Annotated in this window: 16 protein-coding genes; 7 read left to right on the forward strand and 9 right to left on the reverse strand. The window is 59.2% G+C overall.

Annotated elements, in window-relative coordinates; translation table 11 throughout:
• Positions 1-330 precede the first annotated feature (330 nt).
• The 3 genes from ABLV54_RS16325 to ABLV54_RS16335 are packed head-to-tail and all read right to left on the reverse strand — an operon-like array spanning position 331 to position 3,295.
• On the reverse strand, positions 331-1,296 hold the full coding sequence (locus ABLV54_RS16325) for a lysylphosphatidylglycerol synthase domain-containing protein (protein WP_023288925.1): 966 nt from the start codon (positions 1,294-1,296) through the stop codon (positions 331-333).
• A complete protein-coding gene (clsB, locus tag ABLV54_RS16330; protein ID WP_032455208.1) occupies positions 1,293-2,537 on the reverse strand; it encodes a cardiolipin synthase ClsB in 1,245 nt (414 codons plus the stop codon). The genes ABLV54_RS16325 and clsB overlap by 4 nt, the downstream gene beginning before the upstream one ends.
• Positions 2,534-3,295, reverse strand: coding sequence for an endonuclease/exonuclease/phosphatase family protein (locus ABLV54_RS16335; RefSeq protein WP_023288927.1), 762 nt, complete (start codon positions 3,293-3,295; stop codon positions 2,534-2,536). Before ABLV54_RS16335 ends, clsB begins: the two co-directional genes overlap by 4 nt.
• Positions 3,296-3,426: 131 nt before the next feature.
• On the opposite strand from ABLV54_RS16335, the gene ABLV54_RS16340 reads away from it, so the two are divergent.
• Positions 3,427-3,837, forward strand: a complete 411-nt coding sequence (locus tag ABLV54_RS16340) for a YbhQ family protein (RefSeq protein WP_012542390.1) — start codon at positions 3,427-3,429, stop codon at positions 3,835-3,837.
• Here the strand turns inward: ABLV54_RS16340 and ABLV54_RS16345 are convergent.
• The 6 genes from ABLV54_RS16345 to ABLV54_RS16370 all read right to left on the reverse strand — a co-directional run bounded on the left by ABLV54_RS16345 (position 3,799) and on the right by ABLV54_RS16370 (position 10,541).
• On the reverse strand, positions 3,799-4,905 hold the full coding sequence (locus ABLV54_RS16345; protein WP_023288928.1) for an ABC transporter permease: 1,107 nt from the start codon (positions 4,903-4,905) through the stop codon (positions 3,799-3,801). The genes ABLV54_RS16340 and ABLV54_RS16345 overlap by 39 nt on opposite strands.
• Before the next feature lie 129 nt (positions 4,906-5,034).
• On the reverse strand, positions 5,035-6,168 hold the full coding sequence (locus ABLV54_RS16350) for an ABC transporter permease (protein ID WP_050532953.1): 1,134 nt from the start codon (positions 6,166-6,168) through the stop codon (positions 5,035-5,037).
• Positions 6,158-7,897, reverse strand: coding sequence for an ATP-binding cassette domain-containing protein (locus ABLV54_RS16355; protein WP_023288930.1), 1,740 nt, complete (start codon positions 7,895-7,897; stop codon positions 6,158-6,160). The genes ABLV54_RS16350 and ABLV54_RS16355 overlap by 11 nt, the downstream gene beginning before the upstream one ends.
• Positions 7,890-8,885 carry a secretion protein HlyD gene (gene hlyD, locus ABLV54_RS16360; RefSeq protein ID WP_023288931.1) on the reverse strand — a complete coding sequence of 332 codons (996 nt, stop codon included), beginning with the start codon at positions 8,883-8,885 and terminating at the stop codon, positions 7,890-7,892. Before hlyD ends, ABLV54_RS16355 begins: the two co-directional genes overlap by 8 nt.
• Complete coding sequence (gene cecR, locus ABLV54_RS16365; RefSeq protein ID WP_023288932.1) at positions 8,885-9,544, reverse strand: transcriptional regulator CecR; 660 nt, start codon at positions 9,542-9,544, stop codon at positions 8,885-8,887. Before cecR ends, hlyD begins: the two co-directional genes overlap by 1 nt.
• A gap of 73 nt (positions 9,545-9,617) precedes the next feature.
• On the reverse strand, positions 9,618-10,541 hold the full coding sequence (locus tag ABLV54_RS16370; RefSeq protein WP_044521808.1) for a LysR substrate-binding domain-containing protein: 924 nt from the start codon (positions 10,539-10,541) through the stop codon (positions 9,618-9,620).
• Here ABLV54_RS16370 and ABLV54_RS16375 point away from each other — a divergent pair.
• From ABLV54_RS16375 to rhlE, 6 genes are all read left to right on the forward strand, one after another.
• Complete coding sequence (locus ABLV54_RS16375; RefSeq protein WP_032428692.1) at positions 10,533-10,670, forward strand: hypothetical protein; 138 nt, start codon at positions 10,533-10,535, stop codon at positions 10,668-10,670. The genes ABLV54_RS16370 and ABLV54_RS16375 overlap by 9 nt on opposite strands.
• 288 nt (positions 10,671-10,958) lie before the next feature.
• Entirely contained in the window at positions 10,959-12,293 is a 1,335-nt protein-coding gene (locus tag ABLV54_RS16380) for an MFS transporter (RefSeq protein ID WP_050532952.1), read from the forward strand.
• 50 nt (positions 12,294-12,343) lie between these two features.
• The gene (locus ABLV54_RS16385; protein ID WP_044521813.1) at positions 12,344-13,093 is read left to right on the forward strand and encodes a glucose 1-dehydrogenase; all 750 of its coding nucleotides are present in this window, start codon (positions 12,344-12,346) and stop codon (positions 13,091-13,093) included.
• Between the two features lie 13 nt (positions 13,094-13,106).
• Entirely contained in the window at positions 13,107-13,952 is an 846-nt protein-coding gene (locus ABLV54_RS16390) for a transketolase (protein ID WP_348814194.1), read from the forward strand.
• On the forward strand, positions 13,952-14,944 hold the full coding sequence (locus tag ABLV54_RS16395) for a transketolase family protein (RefSeq protein WP_050532951.1): 993 nt from the start codon (positions 13,952-13,954) through the stop codon (positions 14,942-14,944). The genes ABLV54_RS16390 and ABLV54_RS16395 overlap by 1 nt, the downstream gene beginning before the upstream one ends.
• A gap of 215 nt (positions 14,945-15,159) precedes the next feature.
• Positions 15,160-16,509 carry an ATP-dependent RNA helicase RhlE gene (gene rhlE / locus ABLV54_RS16400; RefSeq protein WP_023288938.1) on the forward strand — a complete coding sequence of 450 codons (1,350 nt, stop codon included), beginning with the start codon at positions 15,160-15,162 and terminating at the stop codon, positions 16,507-16,509.
• Positions 16,510-16,541: the final 32 nt, after the last annotated feature.

Raw genomic sequence — 16,541 nt, forward strand, 5'->3', positions numbered from 1 at the left:
CCGGAGCCCGGGGGTACAGGGGGCGGCGGCGACTGGCCGCCCCCTGTGCGCTCCCCGCGCCGTAAGAGACATAACGCAGAAGACTAGCCGGGAGCGCATACTACGCTGAAGCCACCGATAACATAAACAACCCCACGGCAGTGCTTCCCCTCTCCCGGAAACAGTCCGGCTGGCGTTCAGGCCCATGCAAGCGCAGCGCCGCCGGGCGAGACGTCAGGCGCAGTACCCGTGATGTTGCCGGGTGACGGCTGCGCCTTACCCGGCCTGGAGGACCCCCCTCACAGGCTCACACCCCGTAGGCCCGCGCAAGCGCAGCGCCGCCGGGCGATTTCACTCGCGGGCCAGCTTGCGCTGGTTCTTTTGCCGCAGCTTTTTCGCCCGACTCTCCAGCAGCAGATAGGCCACCGTCGCCAGCAGCAGCGGCAGGAAATAATAGAGCGCGCGCCAGGCGAGGAGGGCGGCGATGATCGCCCCCTTCGAAATCTCTTCCCCGGAGAGCATGGCGATAAACACCGCCTCCAGCACGCCAATCCCGGCCGGGATGTGGATAATCACCCCGGCGATACTGCTCACCAGCAGCACTCCCAATACCAGGAAATAGTTAATCTCGCTGCCCAACAGCAGCCAGATGATCGCCCCCATCGCCATCCAGTTCGCCGCCGAGACCCCCATCTGCAGCAGCGCGAATCGCCAGGAGGGCAGCACCAGCCGCTGGCCTTTGATCGTCAGGTGACGGCGTTTGGCGAACGCGCAGCCGAAGAGATAGCACAGCGTGAGAAATAGCATCGCTCCGCCGATAATCCGCAGGGTGGTCTGGCTGATGTACCAGTGCGACGGCAGCTTCACCAGATCCGCCGTAAAGATCACCCCACCGAGCAGGATATAGCCCAGCCAGTTGGTGGTGATGCTTAAGGAAAAAATACGGGTGATGGTGCTATTGTTCAGCCCCAGCCGAGAGTACAGCCGGTAGCGCATGCCGATGCCGCCGACCCAGGTGCTGAGGGTCAGGTTGAAGGCATAGCAGATAAACGACACCAGCATTACCTGGCGTTTCGCTAGCTTGTGTCCGCACCAGGCGCGGCCAAGCAGATCGTAGCAGCCGTAGATCAGATAGCTGACGATGACCAGCGCAATGGCGCTGAACAAGGCCAGCCGATCGTAGCCGCGGATCACCTTCCACACTTCCTGCCAGTCGACCTTCTGCGCGTAAATGACCAGCAGGACGATCACGGCGATAAAAAAGAGCACGGTCAGCACTCTTTTTGCCATCCGCCAGCGCGGGTGCGATTTGCTCATAGTGGATTATCCCTGGTAGGTGACTCGACGCGATCCTGCGTTTCAATCTCCGGCTGCACCGGCGGGCTAACCCTGGCCAGCCGCGGAGTATGGGCCGGCAGCCAGCCGACCCACGCCGGAAAGTGGCGCAGAAAGTGGAAGGCCATCACGCTCACCCCCAGCCGCCACCAGTTGCGTTTCGGCAGCATTGCTTTATCGATCCGCTGGCAATCCCGGGCGATAAGCCCGTTAAGGTTATCGCGCAGCGTCTGGTTAAACACCCGGTCGTGGATGATCAGATTGGCTTCCAGATTCAGCGACAGGCTGAGCGGGTCCAGGTTGCTCGACCCGACGGTGGCCCAGTGGTCGTCCGCCAGGGCGACTTTGCCATGCAGCGGACGGCGGCGATATTCGTAGATCTGCACGCCGCCTTTGACGAGGTAGTGATAGAGCAGGTGGGCGCCAAATTTCACAATTGGAATATCCGGTTCGCCCTGGACGATCAGCTTCACCCGCACCCCGCGCCGCGCGGCATTGCGCATCGCATGCAGCAGACGGTAGCCGGGGAAAAAATAGGCGTTCGCGATTATCACCTCCCGGCGGGCGCTGGTCAGCATCTTCAGGTAGTGGCGTTCGATATCGTCGCGGTGATCCTGATTATCGCGCCAGACGAACAGCGCCTGCGCCTCGCCGGGGGTCTGGTTGATCTCCGGCTGATGGCGACGACGGCGCCACCAGCGGCGGGTGGTTTCGCTGTTGGGCAGATTCTCCAGTTCGAACTGCAGAATATCGAGCACCACCGGCCCCTCGACCTGCACCGTGTAATCCTGCTTCGCCTCCGGGCCATAGTCGCTCATATGTTCGGCGGAGTAGTTAATGCCGCCGACAAAGGCGGTGGTGTCGTCGATCACCACGATTTTACGGTGCATGCGACGGAACAGGTTAGTGCGCATTCCCATCAGCTTAGGGCGCGGATCGTAATAGCGGAAAATCACCCCGGCGGCGGTCAGTTCGCCGACAAACTCATCGCTAAGATCCGGCGAGCCGTAGCCGTCAAGCAGCACTTCCACCTGGATGCCGCGGCGGGCGGCCTTCAGCAGAACCGCGTGCAGCCGCCGGCCGACCTCATCTTCAAACCAGATAAAGGATTCGAGGATCACCCGCCGGCTGGCGCGACCGATGGCCGCAAACAGCGCCGGATAGTACTGGTCGCCGTTCTCCAGTAGCGTAATGCGGTTGCCTTCCTGCCAACGACATTTCACAAATGAATCTCCACGCTAAGGGGTGCATGATCGGACAAATGCCGCCACTGTTTGAGGGCCAGCGCCTTCGGGCGGCTGGCGTGGGCGTTCTTGACGTAAATGCGATCGAGGCGCAGCAGCGGAAAACTGACCGGAAAGGTGCGCGCCGGGCGTCCGCGGGCGCGGGTAAAAATCTCTTCCAGCCCCGCCTGGGCTTTTAACGGCTGGTTAGCCTGCTGACGCCAGTCGTTAAAATCCCCGGCCACCACCACCGGCTCGCCGGCGGGCAGGGTGTTGACCCATTCCGTCAGCATCCCCAGCTGCGCCTGCCGCTGGTCGGCACGCAGTCCGAGATGAACGCAAATGACGTGAATCGTGACGCCGCTCTGAGGCGGCACGATGCGGCAGTACAGCAGGCCGCGTTTCTCCCCGTTGCCGACCGAGATATCGCGATTCTCATAGTATTCAATCGGGAAGCGCGACAGCACGGCATTGCCATGGTGACCTTCCGGATAGACCGCGTTGCGCCCATAGGCGTAGTCGCTCCACATGGTGTCGGCGAGAAATTCGTAATGGGTCGTATCTGGCCAGTTTTCGATATGCAGCGGGTGAACTTCGTGAGCGCCCATCACTTCCTGCAGGCAAACTATGTCAGCGCTGACGCTGCGAACGGCTTCGCGCAGCTCGGGCAAAATAAAACGCCGATTAAACGCCGTAAAGCCTTTATGGGTGTTAATTGTCAGCACGTTCAACGAAAATCCCGACGTTGGCTCAGCCATAATTCTCCAGTAAATGTCACTTTCCTGAATAAAATAGTGTAGTAGACGTCACAAAAAGATGCGGTGTTACGGAATTTTCCGTAAAGTGCGGTACTCTGAGTAGCAGAGAAAAATCCTTCAGGAGAGAAGCCATGAAGTGGCAACAACGTGTACGCGTCGCAACAGGTCTTAGTTGCTGGCAGATTATGTTGCATCTACTGGTCGTGGCAGTGCTGGTGATGGGATGGATGAGCGGCGCGCTGGTGCGCGTCGGATTAGGGCTGTGCGTCCTCTACAGCGTCACGCTGCTGGCGATGCTGTTTCTGCAGCGTCATCACGAGGCGCGCTGGCGCGATGTGGGAGACTTCCTTGAGGAGCTCACCACCACCTGGTACTTCGGCGCCGCCATGATAGCGCTGTGGCTGCTGTCGCGCGTGCTGCACAACAACCTGCTGCTGGCCCTCGCCGGGCTGGTGATACTGGCAGGCCCGGCGGTGGTCTCGCTGCTGGCGAAAGATAAAAAATTACGCAATCTTTCTTCGGAACATCGCATACGCCGCTGAGCCGGTGGTGGCCGCTATGACCAGTAGCGGCCACAAACTTCCCCACACAATCTCCAGACTCGCATCCTTCAGATAAATTTGCTTGGTGATATCGGTAAAGTGGCGGATCGGGTTTATCCAGGTCAGATCCTGCAGCCACTGCGGCATGTTTTCCACCGGTGAAACGTAGCCGGAGAGAAGAATCGCCGGCATCATAAAGACGAACACGCCGATAAACGCCTGCTGCTGCGTGGCGCACAGCGATGAGATCAATAAGCCAAAGCCCACCAGCGATAGACCGTAAATCACCATGGTGAAATAGAACAGCAGCAGCGAGCCGGCAAACGGGATCTGATAGGCCCAGATACCAATCGCCAGCACGATAGTCGCCTGCAGGGTGGCGACGATCAGCGCCGGCACCGCTTTACCAACAAAGATTTGCCAGGTGGCGAGAGGCGAGACCAGCAACTGATCGAGGGTGCCCTGCTCGCGCTCGCGGGCCACCGACAGCGAGGTGACGATCATCACCCCGATGGTGGTGATCATGGCGATGAGCGACGGCACCACGAACCACTTGTAGTCGAGATTCGGGTTATACCAGTTGCGCACCACCAGTTCGCTATTGTTCGGCTTCGCTTTGTCCTCCAGCAGTTCCTGCTGGTAATTTTTCACGACCTGCTGCAGATAGTTGGCGGCGATTTGCGCGCTGTTGGAGTTGCGCCCGTCGAGCAGGAGCTGCAGCGGGGCGGTTTGATAGTTGTCGAGGTTGCGTGAGAAATCCGCCGGGAAGCGCACCACCAGCAGGGCTTTTTGTTCATCGATGGTCGGCTGGATCGCCTGCGGGCTTTTCAGCAGCAGGACGTGGGTAAAGGCTTTGGCGCGGGCAAAGCGCTGAGTGAGTTCCACCGCGTGGCGACCGCTGTCCTCGTTATAGATGGCGATGGTGGCGTTGGTCACCTCCAGCGTCGCGGCAAAGGGAAACAGCAGCACCTGAATCAGCACGGGCATGATTAAAATCGCCCGCGTCTGCGGTTCGCGCAGCAGCGACTGCAGCTCTTTGCGGATCAATGTCCATAAACGGTGAAACATAATAGCTCCTTTGGCCCATTCAACAACGCCGGGCGGCACTGCGTACGCCCGGCCCACGGGATCGGCGAACCGTATAATCGATGTTGGTTAAACCGTAGGCCCGGTCAGCGCAGCGCCACCGGGCAAAACCTAATCCAGACGCCGTTTGGTTTTCAGCCACGTCAGGCCGATAAACATCACCGCCGAAGCAATCAAAAACAGCACATTCACCAGCAGCACCACCGGAATATTGCCCGCCAGAAACAGGCTTTGCAGGGTGTTGACGAAATAGCGCGCCGGGATCACATAGGTCACCGCGCGGATCACCGCCGGCATGCTGTCTATCTGGAAAATAAACCCGGACAGCATTATCGACGGTAAAAAGGCGGCGTTCAGCGCCACCTGCGCGGCGTTAAACTGGTTGCGGGTGATCGTCGAGATCAGCAGTCCCATCCCCAGGGTACTGAGCAAAAACAGACTGGTGATGACAAACAGGATCGGCAGCGAACCGCGATAGGGGACGCCGAGAATAAACACCGACACCAGCATACACAGCAGCATCGCCAGCATGCCGAGGAAGTAGTAGGGGATGAGCTTGCACAGCAGCAGTTCAGCGCGGGTGATCTCCGTCGACAGCAGCGCCTCCATGGTGCCGCGCTCCCATTCGCGGGCCACCACCAGCGAGGTCAATATGGCGCCGACCACGGTCATGATAATGGTGATTGCCCCGGGGATAATAAAGTGCTGGCTGATGGCCGCCGGGTTAAACCAGTAGCGCATCTGCACGTCGATCAGCGGTTCAAAGGTCTCGCCGCGATCTTCCGCCCGCTGCTGCTGCCAGATCTGCCAGATACCCTCCACGTAGCCCTGGGCGAAGTTAGCGGTATTGGGCTCGCTGCCGTCGGTAATCAACTGAATTGGCGCGTCGGCGCCGGGGCGCGCCATCTGGCGGTCAAAGTCGACGGGAATGACCACCATGGCGCGGATGCGCCCGGCCTGCATCATTTGAATCAGCTGCTGGCGATTATCGCTGACCGTGGCGTCGATATAAGGCGAGCCGGTCATGGTATGCACGAAGTCCAGCGCCTCTTCGCTCTGCTGCTCCAGCAGAACCCCCACCCGCAGCTTACTGGAGTCGAGATTAATGCCGTAGCCGAAGATAAACAGCAGCAGCAGAGGGATCACCACCGCAATCAGCCAGCTGCTGGGATCGCGGACGATCTGCCGGGTCTCTTTGACGCACAGGGCGCGGACCCGCCGCCAGGAGAGGAGATTACTGCTCATGGCCATTCTCCTTATCCCAACGGTTAATCAGGGTAATAAACGCCTGCTCCATGGTCGGGTCCGTCTGGTTGTCATCCGCCGCCTGGGCCTTCAGCGCGTCCGGGGTGCCGCTGGCGATAAGCTTGCCGTGATAGACCAGCCCAATGCGGTCGCAATACTCCGCCTCATCCATAAAGTGAGTGGTGACCATCACCGTCACCCCTTTATCCACCATGCTGTTGATATGCAGCCAAAACTCGCGACGGGTGAGGGGATCGACCCCGGAGGTGGGTTCGTCGAGAAAAAGAATGTCGGGTTCATGCATCAAGGAGCAGGCCAGCGCCAGCCGCTGCTTATAGCCGAGCGGCAGCTCGTCGGCAGCGTGGCGGGCGATGCTGTTCAGACCGAAGGCATCGCTCATACGGGCAATTTTGTCATTTTGCGCCCGGCCACGCAGGCCGTAGACCCCGGAGAAAAAGCGCAGGTTCTGCTCTACGCTGAGGTTGCCGTACAGCGAAAATTTTTGCGCCATATAGCCCAGATGCTGACGCGCCTTGCCGGAGCTGACCTTGAGATCCATCCCCAGCACCAGCGCTTTGCCGGAGGTGGGCACCAGCAGGCCGCACATCATTTTGAAGGTGGTGGATTTCCCTGCGCCGTTGGGGCCGAGCAGGCCGAAGATCTCGCCGCGCTTGACCTGGAAATCGACGTGGTCGGTGGCGGCGAAATCGCCAAATTTTTTAGTCAGCGACTGCGCCTCAATCACCGTTTCGTCTTTGCTGCCGTCAACGCGATGGATAATCGCCCCCAGCGGCGATTCGGCGGTCCCGGCGCCGCCGAGCAGGTCGATAAAGGCGTCTTCAAAGCGCGGCGCGGTGTCGGTCACCTGCAGCGACGGCATATCGTCATGTTGCTGAACCTCATCGATGCGCGCCTCCTTTTTCAGGATCAGACGCACCGATTTGCCCTGAATCACGCCGTCGCTAACCTGCGGCAGCTTCAGCGCCCGCTGCAGCAGGCGGCGGTTGTTCTCCTGCGGGCTGGAGACCAGAAAGCTGCGCCCGGCCATGGTTTGTGTCAGGGCCGTCGGCTCTCCTTGATAGAGCAGTTTACCTTCGTTCATCAGCAGCACATCGCGACACTGCTCGGCTTCATCGAGATAAGAGGTGCTCCACAGGATCAGCATGCCGTCGCCGGCCAGCTCGTGCACCATCTGCCATAGCTCGCGGCGAGAGATCGGATCGACGCCGACGCCGGGCTCATCCAGCAGCAGCACCTTCGGGTCACCCACCAGGGTACAGGCGAGCCCCAGCTTTTGCTTCATGCCGCCGGAGAGCTTGCCCGCCAGCCGCCCGGTGAACGGGCCAAGGGCGGTGAATTCCAGCAGGCGGTCGAAAATTTTCTTCCGCGCCTCGCCGGTGACGCTGCGCAGATCGGCGTACAGGGTGAGGTTTTCCATCACCGTCAGATCTTCATACAGGCCGAACTTCTGCGGCATATAGCCGAGCACCGCGTGCAGAGCGCTGTCGTCTTTTAGCGGATCAAAGCCAATCACCCTGGCGCTGCCCTCATCAGGCTTAAGCAACCCGGCGAGCATCCGCATGAGGGTGGTTTTCCCTGCGCCGTCGGGGCCCACCAGCCCCGTGACGTAGCCGGCGCGGATCGTACAGGTCAGCGGGGCCACCGCTGGCCTGTCCATCCCGGGGAAACGGCGGCTCAGGCCGTTTAAGGCGATGACGGCCTCACTCATGTCCGTTCCCGTTGTCAAAGGAGACGGTCACCGGCATCCCCTGGCGCAGCGCGCCGTCGGCGTCGGTTACCACGATGCGCAGACGGTAGACCAGATCGGTGCGCAGATCCGGCGTCTCGACAGTCTTCGGCGTGAACTCAGCGCTCGGCGAGACAAAGCCGATTTTGCCGTGATAGGGCTTATCCGGCCGGCTGTCGGTATAGAGCAGCACTGCTTGTCCCGGCTGCGCCTGGCCGAGGTTTTTCTCGTCAACGTAGGCGCGGACCCATACTGGATGGGTCAGGGAGAGGGTTAGCACGGTGCCGCCGGCGTTGAGCATAGTGCCGGGCTCGACGGCGCGGGTCATCAGCGTGCCGTCGGAAGGGGCGGTCAGCACGGTATCGTGCAGGTCCAGTTTAGCCTGGGCCAGCGCCGCCTGCGCCTGTTCGAGGCTGGCTTTGGCCTGGGCTATCTCCTGCGGACGATTGCCTGCGCGGTATTGACGCAGTTTATCCTGCGCTGACTTCAGCGTTGCCTGCGCCTGGTCGCGCGAGGAGCGGGCGTTCTCCAGATCGTTGGCGGAAATGGCGCTGCTGGCGCGTAAACCCAGCTGGCGCTGATAAAAGTTTTGCGCGTAGTCGTAAGCGGCCTGCGCCTGATTCACTGCCGCCGCGGCCTGGGCAATCTCTTCCGAGCGGTAGCCGGCCATCATTAGGTCATACTGCGCCTGGGCGGTGGAGACGTTGGCCTGCGCCTGCAGCAGGGCGTTTTCATAGGGGGCACGGTCAAGCTCGCCGAGGGTTTGCCCGGCGCGGATGCTGTCGCCTTCGTCGACGGTCAGCGAGGCCAGTCTGCCGCCGACGCGGAAGCTCATATTGACGGTGCGGATATCGACATTGCCATACAGAGTCAGCGGCTGCTGCCGGCTGCTCTGGTACCACCACCAGCCGCCGCCCAGCGCGGCGAGAAGAATCACGATCAGCAGAATGACGACGACGGGTTTTTTCATCAGCCCAAACTCCTTTGCGATAACCCATGCAGAATGAAATCGATATGACAGGTAATGACCTCAAAAATCTGTTCGGTTTTTTGCGCGTCAAACTGCGTCCAGCCGGTGCGCAGCAGGATGGTTTCACGCCCGAGACGGAAAGCGAGCACCTCGCCCAGCAGGGCGTGGGTATGGAGGATCATTTGCGTATCACCGGCATCGCGACCCGTCCAGGCGGCGATCAGCCGGGTGAGATAGTGGTGCAGGGGGGCGATCACCTGCTGGTGGATCAGATGGTACGCGGCGGTGGGCGCCAGCTGTTCCCGGGAAATAAATTTGCTCAAGTTGACCGTATCATCCTGGGTCAGCAGCAGGATCATGTTATGGCAGGCGCTGAGGATGAGGGCGCGGATCGCCTGGCGATCCGGCGACTCTCCGGCGAGCAGGGCCTCCGCCGCTTCGGCGTGCGGGCGAAAATTGTCACCGATAAAATCGGCGATCCACTGGCCGCAGGCGAGATACAGGTCGTCTTTCGAGCCAAAATAGTAGGTGATAGCGGCGATATTCTGCCCGGCCTGGGCGGCGATATCGCGGGTGGTGGCATGCTGGCCGTACTCGCCAAACTGGGCGATAGCGGCCGCGATAAGCTGGCTTTTTGCCTGTTCGCCTTTACTGGTCATCGCGCTCTGAAAAAATTAATCAATCGATTGATTAACTTTAGGCGCCGACTGGCGGTTTGTCCACCTGCCAGGACTAAATATGAAAACCGTCTTCCTGTAGCTCCCCGGCGACCCAGGCGAAGAAGCGCTGGACCTTTTCCTTCTGTTCATTGGCGTGGGGAAGGACGAAGTGGTGCGCGCCGACCGGCATACTCCGCTCGTCGGCAAACACCGGCGTCAGCTGCCCCTGACGCACGTGGCCGCCGGCCAGCAGATTGCTTTCCAGGATCACCCCCATCCCCATTCGGGCCGCCTCGATGCTCATGTACGACCGGTCGAAATTAAAGATAAAGTTTTTGTGCCAGCCGCGGACCTTGTGCCACGACAGCCAGTTGCTCCAGTTAATTAAGGTGCTGTCGGAATGGATCAGATCGCAGGCCAGCAGATCTTCCGGGGCGCGAACCGCATGGCGGGCTAAATAAGAGGAGGCGCTGTAGGGAAGGACGCACTCATTTTTAATGGTCCTGACCAGCAGCGTCGGCCACTGCGACAGCCCGTGGCGAATATCGATATCAATATTATCCCGGGAGAACTGAATGCTTTCGTAAGAGCAGGTCAGGCTAATTTTTAGCTCCGGCCACGCCTGACGGAATTTATCCAGCCGCGGCATCAGCCACAGCAGGCCGAAGCTCGGCGCTGAGTGAATACGTAAATAATCCTGATGAATATCGTTGATCACCTGGCTGGTGGCCTGGCCAATCATATTCAGCGCTCCGGAGACCTCTTTGAGATATTTTTCTCCCACTGCGGTTAACATCACGCCTTTGCTGCTGCGGGAGAACAGTTTTTTTCCCAGCAAGTGCTCCAGACTGGCTATCTGGTGGCTGACCGCCGAGGCGGTAATGTTGAGGTTCTCTGCGGCCAGGTTGAGGCTGCCGGTTGCGGCGACTTCAATAAAAGCCTGGATATTGCGTAAAGAGGGCATCGGCAGATTTTTATTGGGCAGCGGTTGACTCATGGCGGCATCCTGCGCGGGGCGCGAATAAAAGAAAATGGCGAACAGCGTGGCGCAGCCGTGATGAACAGCATAGGGAAAAGCGAAAATAACCTTTTAATTTGTGATGGGCTTAACAATTTATCTCGTTAAAATCGCCCCTCTCAGTAAACGCTAAAATTTGCGGGGAGTCACTAACTCAATTTTTCTCAATCATAATTGAGCTTTTTTGAATACCTTTTCATTTTTGGGTTGTTATATTCCCCTCACAGGCCTGATCACAAACTGCGATGCGCTTGGGTCGCAATAATAAAACACCTAACCACCTGTTTCGCTGTGCGAAAAGACATGTCTCTCTTGTTGCGCCAGGGCGCGTGAAACGCGGCGAACCCAGGCGGCAACCTACGGCGAAGTGGATGAGGTATAAGATGAGGAAACCCTATGTCACGTATAGATACGCTGGTCTGTACTGACGCCAGGAAAACAAAATATCGTTATGTGGTTTTGACGATGATTTTCCTGGTGTATGCCATCAATTACGCCGACAGAACGAATATCGGCGCGGTACTGCCGTTTATCATTGATGAATTTCATATCAATAATTTTGAGGCCGGAGCGATTGCCAGTATGTTTTTCCTCGGCTATGCGGTCAGCCAGATCCCGGCCGGCTTTTTCATCGCCAGACGCGGCACTCGAGGGCTGGTTTCGCTATCTATTTTCGGCTTCTCCGCTTTTACCTGGCTGATGGGCACGGTGAGCTCCGTATTTGGCCTGAAGCTGGTGCGGCTGGGCTTGGGACTAAGCGAAGGTCCCTGCCCGGTGGGGCTGGCGTCGACGATAAACAACTGGTTTCCGCCGAAAGAGAAAGCCACGGCAACCGGCGTTTACATCGCGGCGACCATGTTTGCCCCGATTATCGTGCCGCCGCTGGCGGTGTGGATTGCGGTGACCTGGGGCTGGCGGTGGGTCTTTTTCTCCTTTGCTATTCCCGGGATCGTAGCAGCGATAGCGTGGTACCTGTTGGTGAAGTCAAAGCCCGCGGAAAGCGGATTCGTATCTCAAAGCGAACTGGCAGAGATTAATGCCGGGCGGGACAGCCATCATAATGACGGTGTACGTGAAAATATATTAATCGCCGATCGCTTCACCTGGCTGGATAAAATTATCCGGGTGAAAAAAATGCCGCCTGTGGATACGGCGAAGGAATTATTTACCTCAAAAAATATTCTCGGAGACTGCCTCGCATATTTTATGATGGTCAGCGTGTTATATGGATTATTAACCTGGATCCCGCTGTATTTAGTGAAAGAGCGCGGTTTCGATGTGATGAGTATGGGCTTCGTGGCCAGTATGCCGTGCATCGGCGGCTTTATTGGCGCGATTGGCGGAGGATGGATTTCGGATAAATTATTAGGCCGCCGGCGTAAACCAACCATGATATTCACAGCGGTATCAACCGTAGTCATGATGTTAATTATGCTGAATATACCGGCAAGCAGTCTGGCGGTCTGTATTGGTTTATTCTTTGTCGGTTTCTGTTTGAATATCGGCTGGCCGGCTTTTACCGCCTACGGTATGGCCGTTTCGGACAGCAAAACCTATCCGATCGCCTCTTCCATTATTAATAGCGGCGGCAACCTCGGCGGATTTGTGGCGCCGATGGTGGCCGGTTTCTTACTGGATAAAACGGGGAGCTTTAATTCTGTCTTTACCTATTTTGGTATCTGCGCCGCAATCGGTTTGGTGGTGATTCTTTTCCTCGATGAGCCACAATAACGAAAATAGAACCTGTTAATTAATATGACGTAATGTCATGGAGTGAAACTATGTTATTAAAAGATAAAGTCGCCATTATTACTGGCGCGGCCTCCGCACGCGGTTTGGGTTTTGCGGCCGCGAAATTATTCGCCGAAAACGGCGCGAAAGTGGTCATTATCGACCTCAATGGCGAAGCCAGTAAAACCGCCGCGGCGGCGCTGGGCGAAGGCCATCTCGGCCTGGCGGCGAACGTCGCCGACGAAGTGCAGGTGCAGGCGGCCATCGAACAGATTCTGGCGAAATACGGCCGGGTCGATGTGCTGGTCAATAACGCCGGGATCACCCAGCCGCTGAAGCTAATGGACATCAAGCGCGCCAACTATGACGCGGTGCTCGATGTCAGCCTGCGCGGCACGCTGCTGATGTCACAGGCGGTGATCCCCACGATGCGGTCGCAAAAATCCGGCAGCATCGTCTGCATCTCGTCCGTTTCCGCCCAGCGCGGCGGCGGTATTTTCGGCGGTCCGCACTACAGCGCGGCAAAAGCCGGCGTGCTCGGCCTGGCGCGGGCGATGGCGCGCGAGCTTGGCCCGGACAACGTCCGCGTTAACTGCATCACCCCGGGGCTAATTCAGACCGACATTACCGCCGGCAAGCTGACGGACGACATGACGGCCAATATTCTTGCCGGCATTCCGATGAACCGCCTCGGCGACGCGGTGGACATCGCCCGCGCCGCGCTGTTCCTCGGCAGCGACCTCTCTTCCTACTCCACCGGTATCACCCTGGACGTTAACGGCGGCATGTTAATTCACTAAGCGAGGCACAGAGATGAACATCACCGAATCACAAAAAGTCGCCGCGGCGGCGTGGCGTATCCGCCGCTATGCCCTGCAAATGGTGGAAGTTCAGGGGCAGGGCTATATTGGCCAGGCGCTGGGGTATGCCGATGTGCTGGCTACCGCCTTCAGTTACGCCATGACCTATCGCCCGGAAGATCCTGAGTGGGAGGGGCGCGATCGCTTCCTGCTTTCTCATGGCCATTACGCTATCGCTTATTATGCCGCGTTGCTGGAGGCGGGCATTATTCCGGAAGCGGAACTGGAAACCTACGGCTCCGACGACAGCCGCCTGCCGATGTCCGGCATGGCGACCTACACCCCGGGGATGGAGATGTCCGGCGGCTCGCTGGGGCAGGGGCTGTCTATCGCCGTCGGCATGGCGCTCGGCCTGCGGCAGAAACAGAGCAAGGCCTGGGTCTATAACTCGATGTCCGATGGGGAGCTGGATGAAGGTTCGACCTGGGAAGCGGCGATGTCGGCGGCTCACTATGGCCTGACCAACCTGATTAACCTTGTCGACGTCAACAAACAGCAGGCCGACGGCGATTCACGCAAAATCCTCGGCTTTGAGCCGCTGCAGGATAAATGGGCCGCCTTCGGCTGGTACGTGCAGCGCGTGGACGGTAACGATCTGTCGGCGGTGATGGCCGCCTTTGACAACGCGAAAAGTTATTCCGGCAACCAGCCGCGGGTCATTTTATGCGACACGCTGATGGGCAAAGGGGTGCCGTTCCTCGAAACCCGCGATAAGAACCATTTTATTCGCGTCGATGCCGACGAATGGCAAAAAGCGATTGCGGTGCTGGACGCTAACAAACCGGAAGGAGTGCTGTAATGAGCCAGAGTAAACCCCGTTTAAAAACGTCGGCGATGATCGCTTCGATTGCCGATGAAGGCCAGGCCACCGTCTCTGCGCCCTTCGGCGTCGCGCTGTCGAAACTCGCGGCGCAGCGCCCGGCGATCGTCGGTATGACCGCGGACCTGTCAAAATATACTGACCTGCATATTTTCGCCCAGGCCTTCCCGGATCGCTTTTTCCAGATGGGAATGGCGGAGCAACTGCTGATGGCGGCGGCGGGAGGCATGGCGAAGGAGGGATTTATTCCCTTCGCCACCACCTATGCCGCCTTTGCGACCCGTCGCGCCTATGATTTTATTCATCAGGTGATCGCTGAAGAGCATCTGAACGTCAAGATTTGCGCGGCGCTACCGGGCCTGACGACCGGCTATGGCCCCAGTCATCAGGCCACCGAAGATCTGGCGATCATGCGTGGTATCCCTGGAATGGTCATCGTCGATCCCTGCGATGCGCTGGAGATTGAGCAGGCGGTACCGGCCATTGCCGATCATCATGGCCCGGTTTATATGCGCCTGCTTCGCGGGAAGGTGCCGCTGGTGCTGGATAAATACGACTATCAGTTCGAACTGGGCAAAGCGAAGCTGCTGGAGGACGGCAACGACGTGTTGATTATCTCCTCCGGGCTAATGACCATGCGCGCGCTGGAGGCGGTTGAAAAGCTGCGGGACGATAATATCAGCGTGGCGGTCCTGCACGTGCCGACCATCAAACCGCTGGATGAACAAGCGATTATTGAACAGGCGTCGAAGCCGGGTCGCCTGGTGGTCACCGCCGAAAACCACACCGCGGTCGGCGGGTTAGGAGAGGCGGTGGCCGCCCTGCTGATGCGCAATGGGGTTCGCTGCGAGCTGGATACCGTAGGGCTGCCTGACGCGTTCCTGTTAGCCGGCGCGCTGCCGACCCTCCACGATCGCTACGGCATCTCCACCGCGAAGATCGTTGAAAAAATTAAGTATCGTCTGCGTTAACCGCGCTGCGGCGACCCGCCTGGCCGCTGAGCGCCCTCAGCGGCCTTCTTCCCCCCGCCAGCCAGGGGCGGCATTCTTTTGCAGATTTTATGCGGCCTGTCACAAAATCTGCTAGACTGCGCCCCTTCATGGCATTGTGGTTTTTGCCATCTCTTATCGCAATAATCTCCCTGAAAACTACGCCCTTCACCGGGCCGGGGCGGTTCGGAGTTGTTATGTCTTTTGATTCCCTTGGCCTGAATCCCGATATCCTGCGCGCTGTCGCTGAGCAGGGCTACGTTGAGCCGACCCCTATCCAGCAGCAGGCGATCCCGGCGGTACTGCAGGGCCGCGACCTGATGGCCAGCGCCCAGACCGGCACCGGTAAAACGGCGGGCTTTACTCTGCCGCTGCTGCAGCGCCTGATCCAGAACGAGCCGCACGCGAAGGGTCGTCGCCCGGTGCGCGCGCTGATCCTGACCCCGACCCGCGAGCTGGCGGCGCAGGTGGGCGAGAACGTGCGGGATTACAGCAAATATCTGAATGTTCGCTCGCTGGTGGTGTTCGGCGGCGTGAGCATCAACCCGCAGATGATGAAGCTGCGCGGCGGCGTCGATATCCTCGTCGCCACCCCGGGCCGTCTGCTGGACCTGGAACACCAGAACGCCGTCAGCCTCGATAAAGTGGAAATCCTCGTACTGGATGAAGCGGACCGCATGCTGGATATGGGCTTTATCCATGACATCCGCCGCGTACTGGCTAAACTGCCGCCGCGTCGGCAGAACCTGCTGTTCTCGGCGACCTTCTCCGACGAGATCAAAGGCCTGGCTGAGAAACTGCTGCACAACCCGCTGGAAGTGGAAGTGGCGCGTCGCAACACGGCCTCCGAGCAGATCACCCAGCACGTCCATTTTGTTGACAAAAACCGTAAGCGCGAGCTGCTGTCGCAGCTTATCGGCGAAGGCAACTGGCAGCAGGTGCTGGTCTTTACCCGCACCAAGCATGGCGCCAACCACCTCGCGGAGCAGCTCAACAAAGACGGCATCCGCAGCGCGGCGATCCATGGCAACAAGAGCCAGGGGGCGCGTACCCGCGCGCTGGCCGACTTTAAATCCGGCGGCATTCGCGTGCTGGTGGCGACCGATATCGCCGCCCGCGGTCTGGATATCGAAGAGCTGCCGCACGTGGTGAACTACGAGCTGCCGAACGTGCCGGAAGATTATGTCCACCGTATCGGCCGTACCGGTCGCGCCGCGGCCACCGGCGAAGCCTTGTCGCTGGTGTGCGTGGATGAGCACAAGCTGCTGCGCGATATCGAGCGCCTGCTGAAGAAAGAGATCCCGCGCATCGCGATTGCCGGCTATGAGCCGGATCCGTCCATTAAAGCCGAACCTATCCAGAACGGTCGCCAGCAGCGCGGCGGCGGTCGTGGTCAGGGACGCGGCGGCCAGGGCCAGGGGCGCAGCGGACAGCCGCGCAGCCAGAGCAGCGCCCCGCGTCGTCAGGACGGCGAGGCGCCGAAAGCGCGCACTCAGGACGGCAAACCGCCGCGCCGCCGTCGCCCGCGTAAACCGGCTGGCGAATAACAGGCTGATGCCCGGACCGCGAGAATGCGGTT

Origin of the sequence: Klebsiella sp. JB_Kp042, assembly GCF_040065275.1 — a bacterium.
GTDB classification, from domain to species: domain Bacteria; phylum Pseudomonadota; class Gammaproteobacteria; order Enterobacterales; family Enterobacteriaceae; genus Klebsiella; species Klebsiella quasipneumoniae.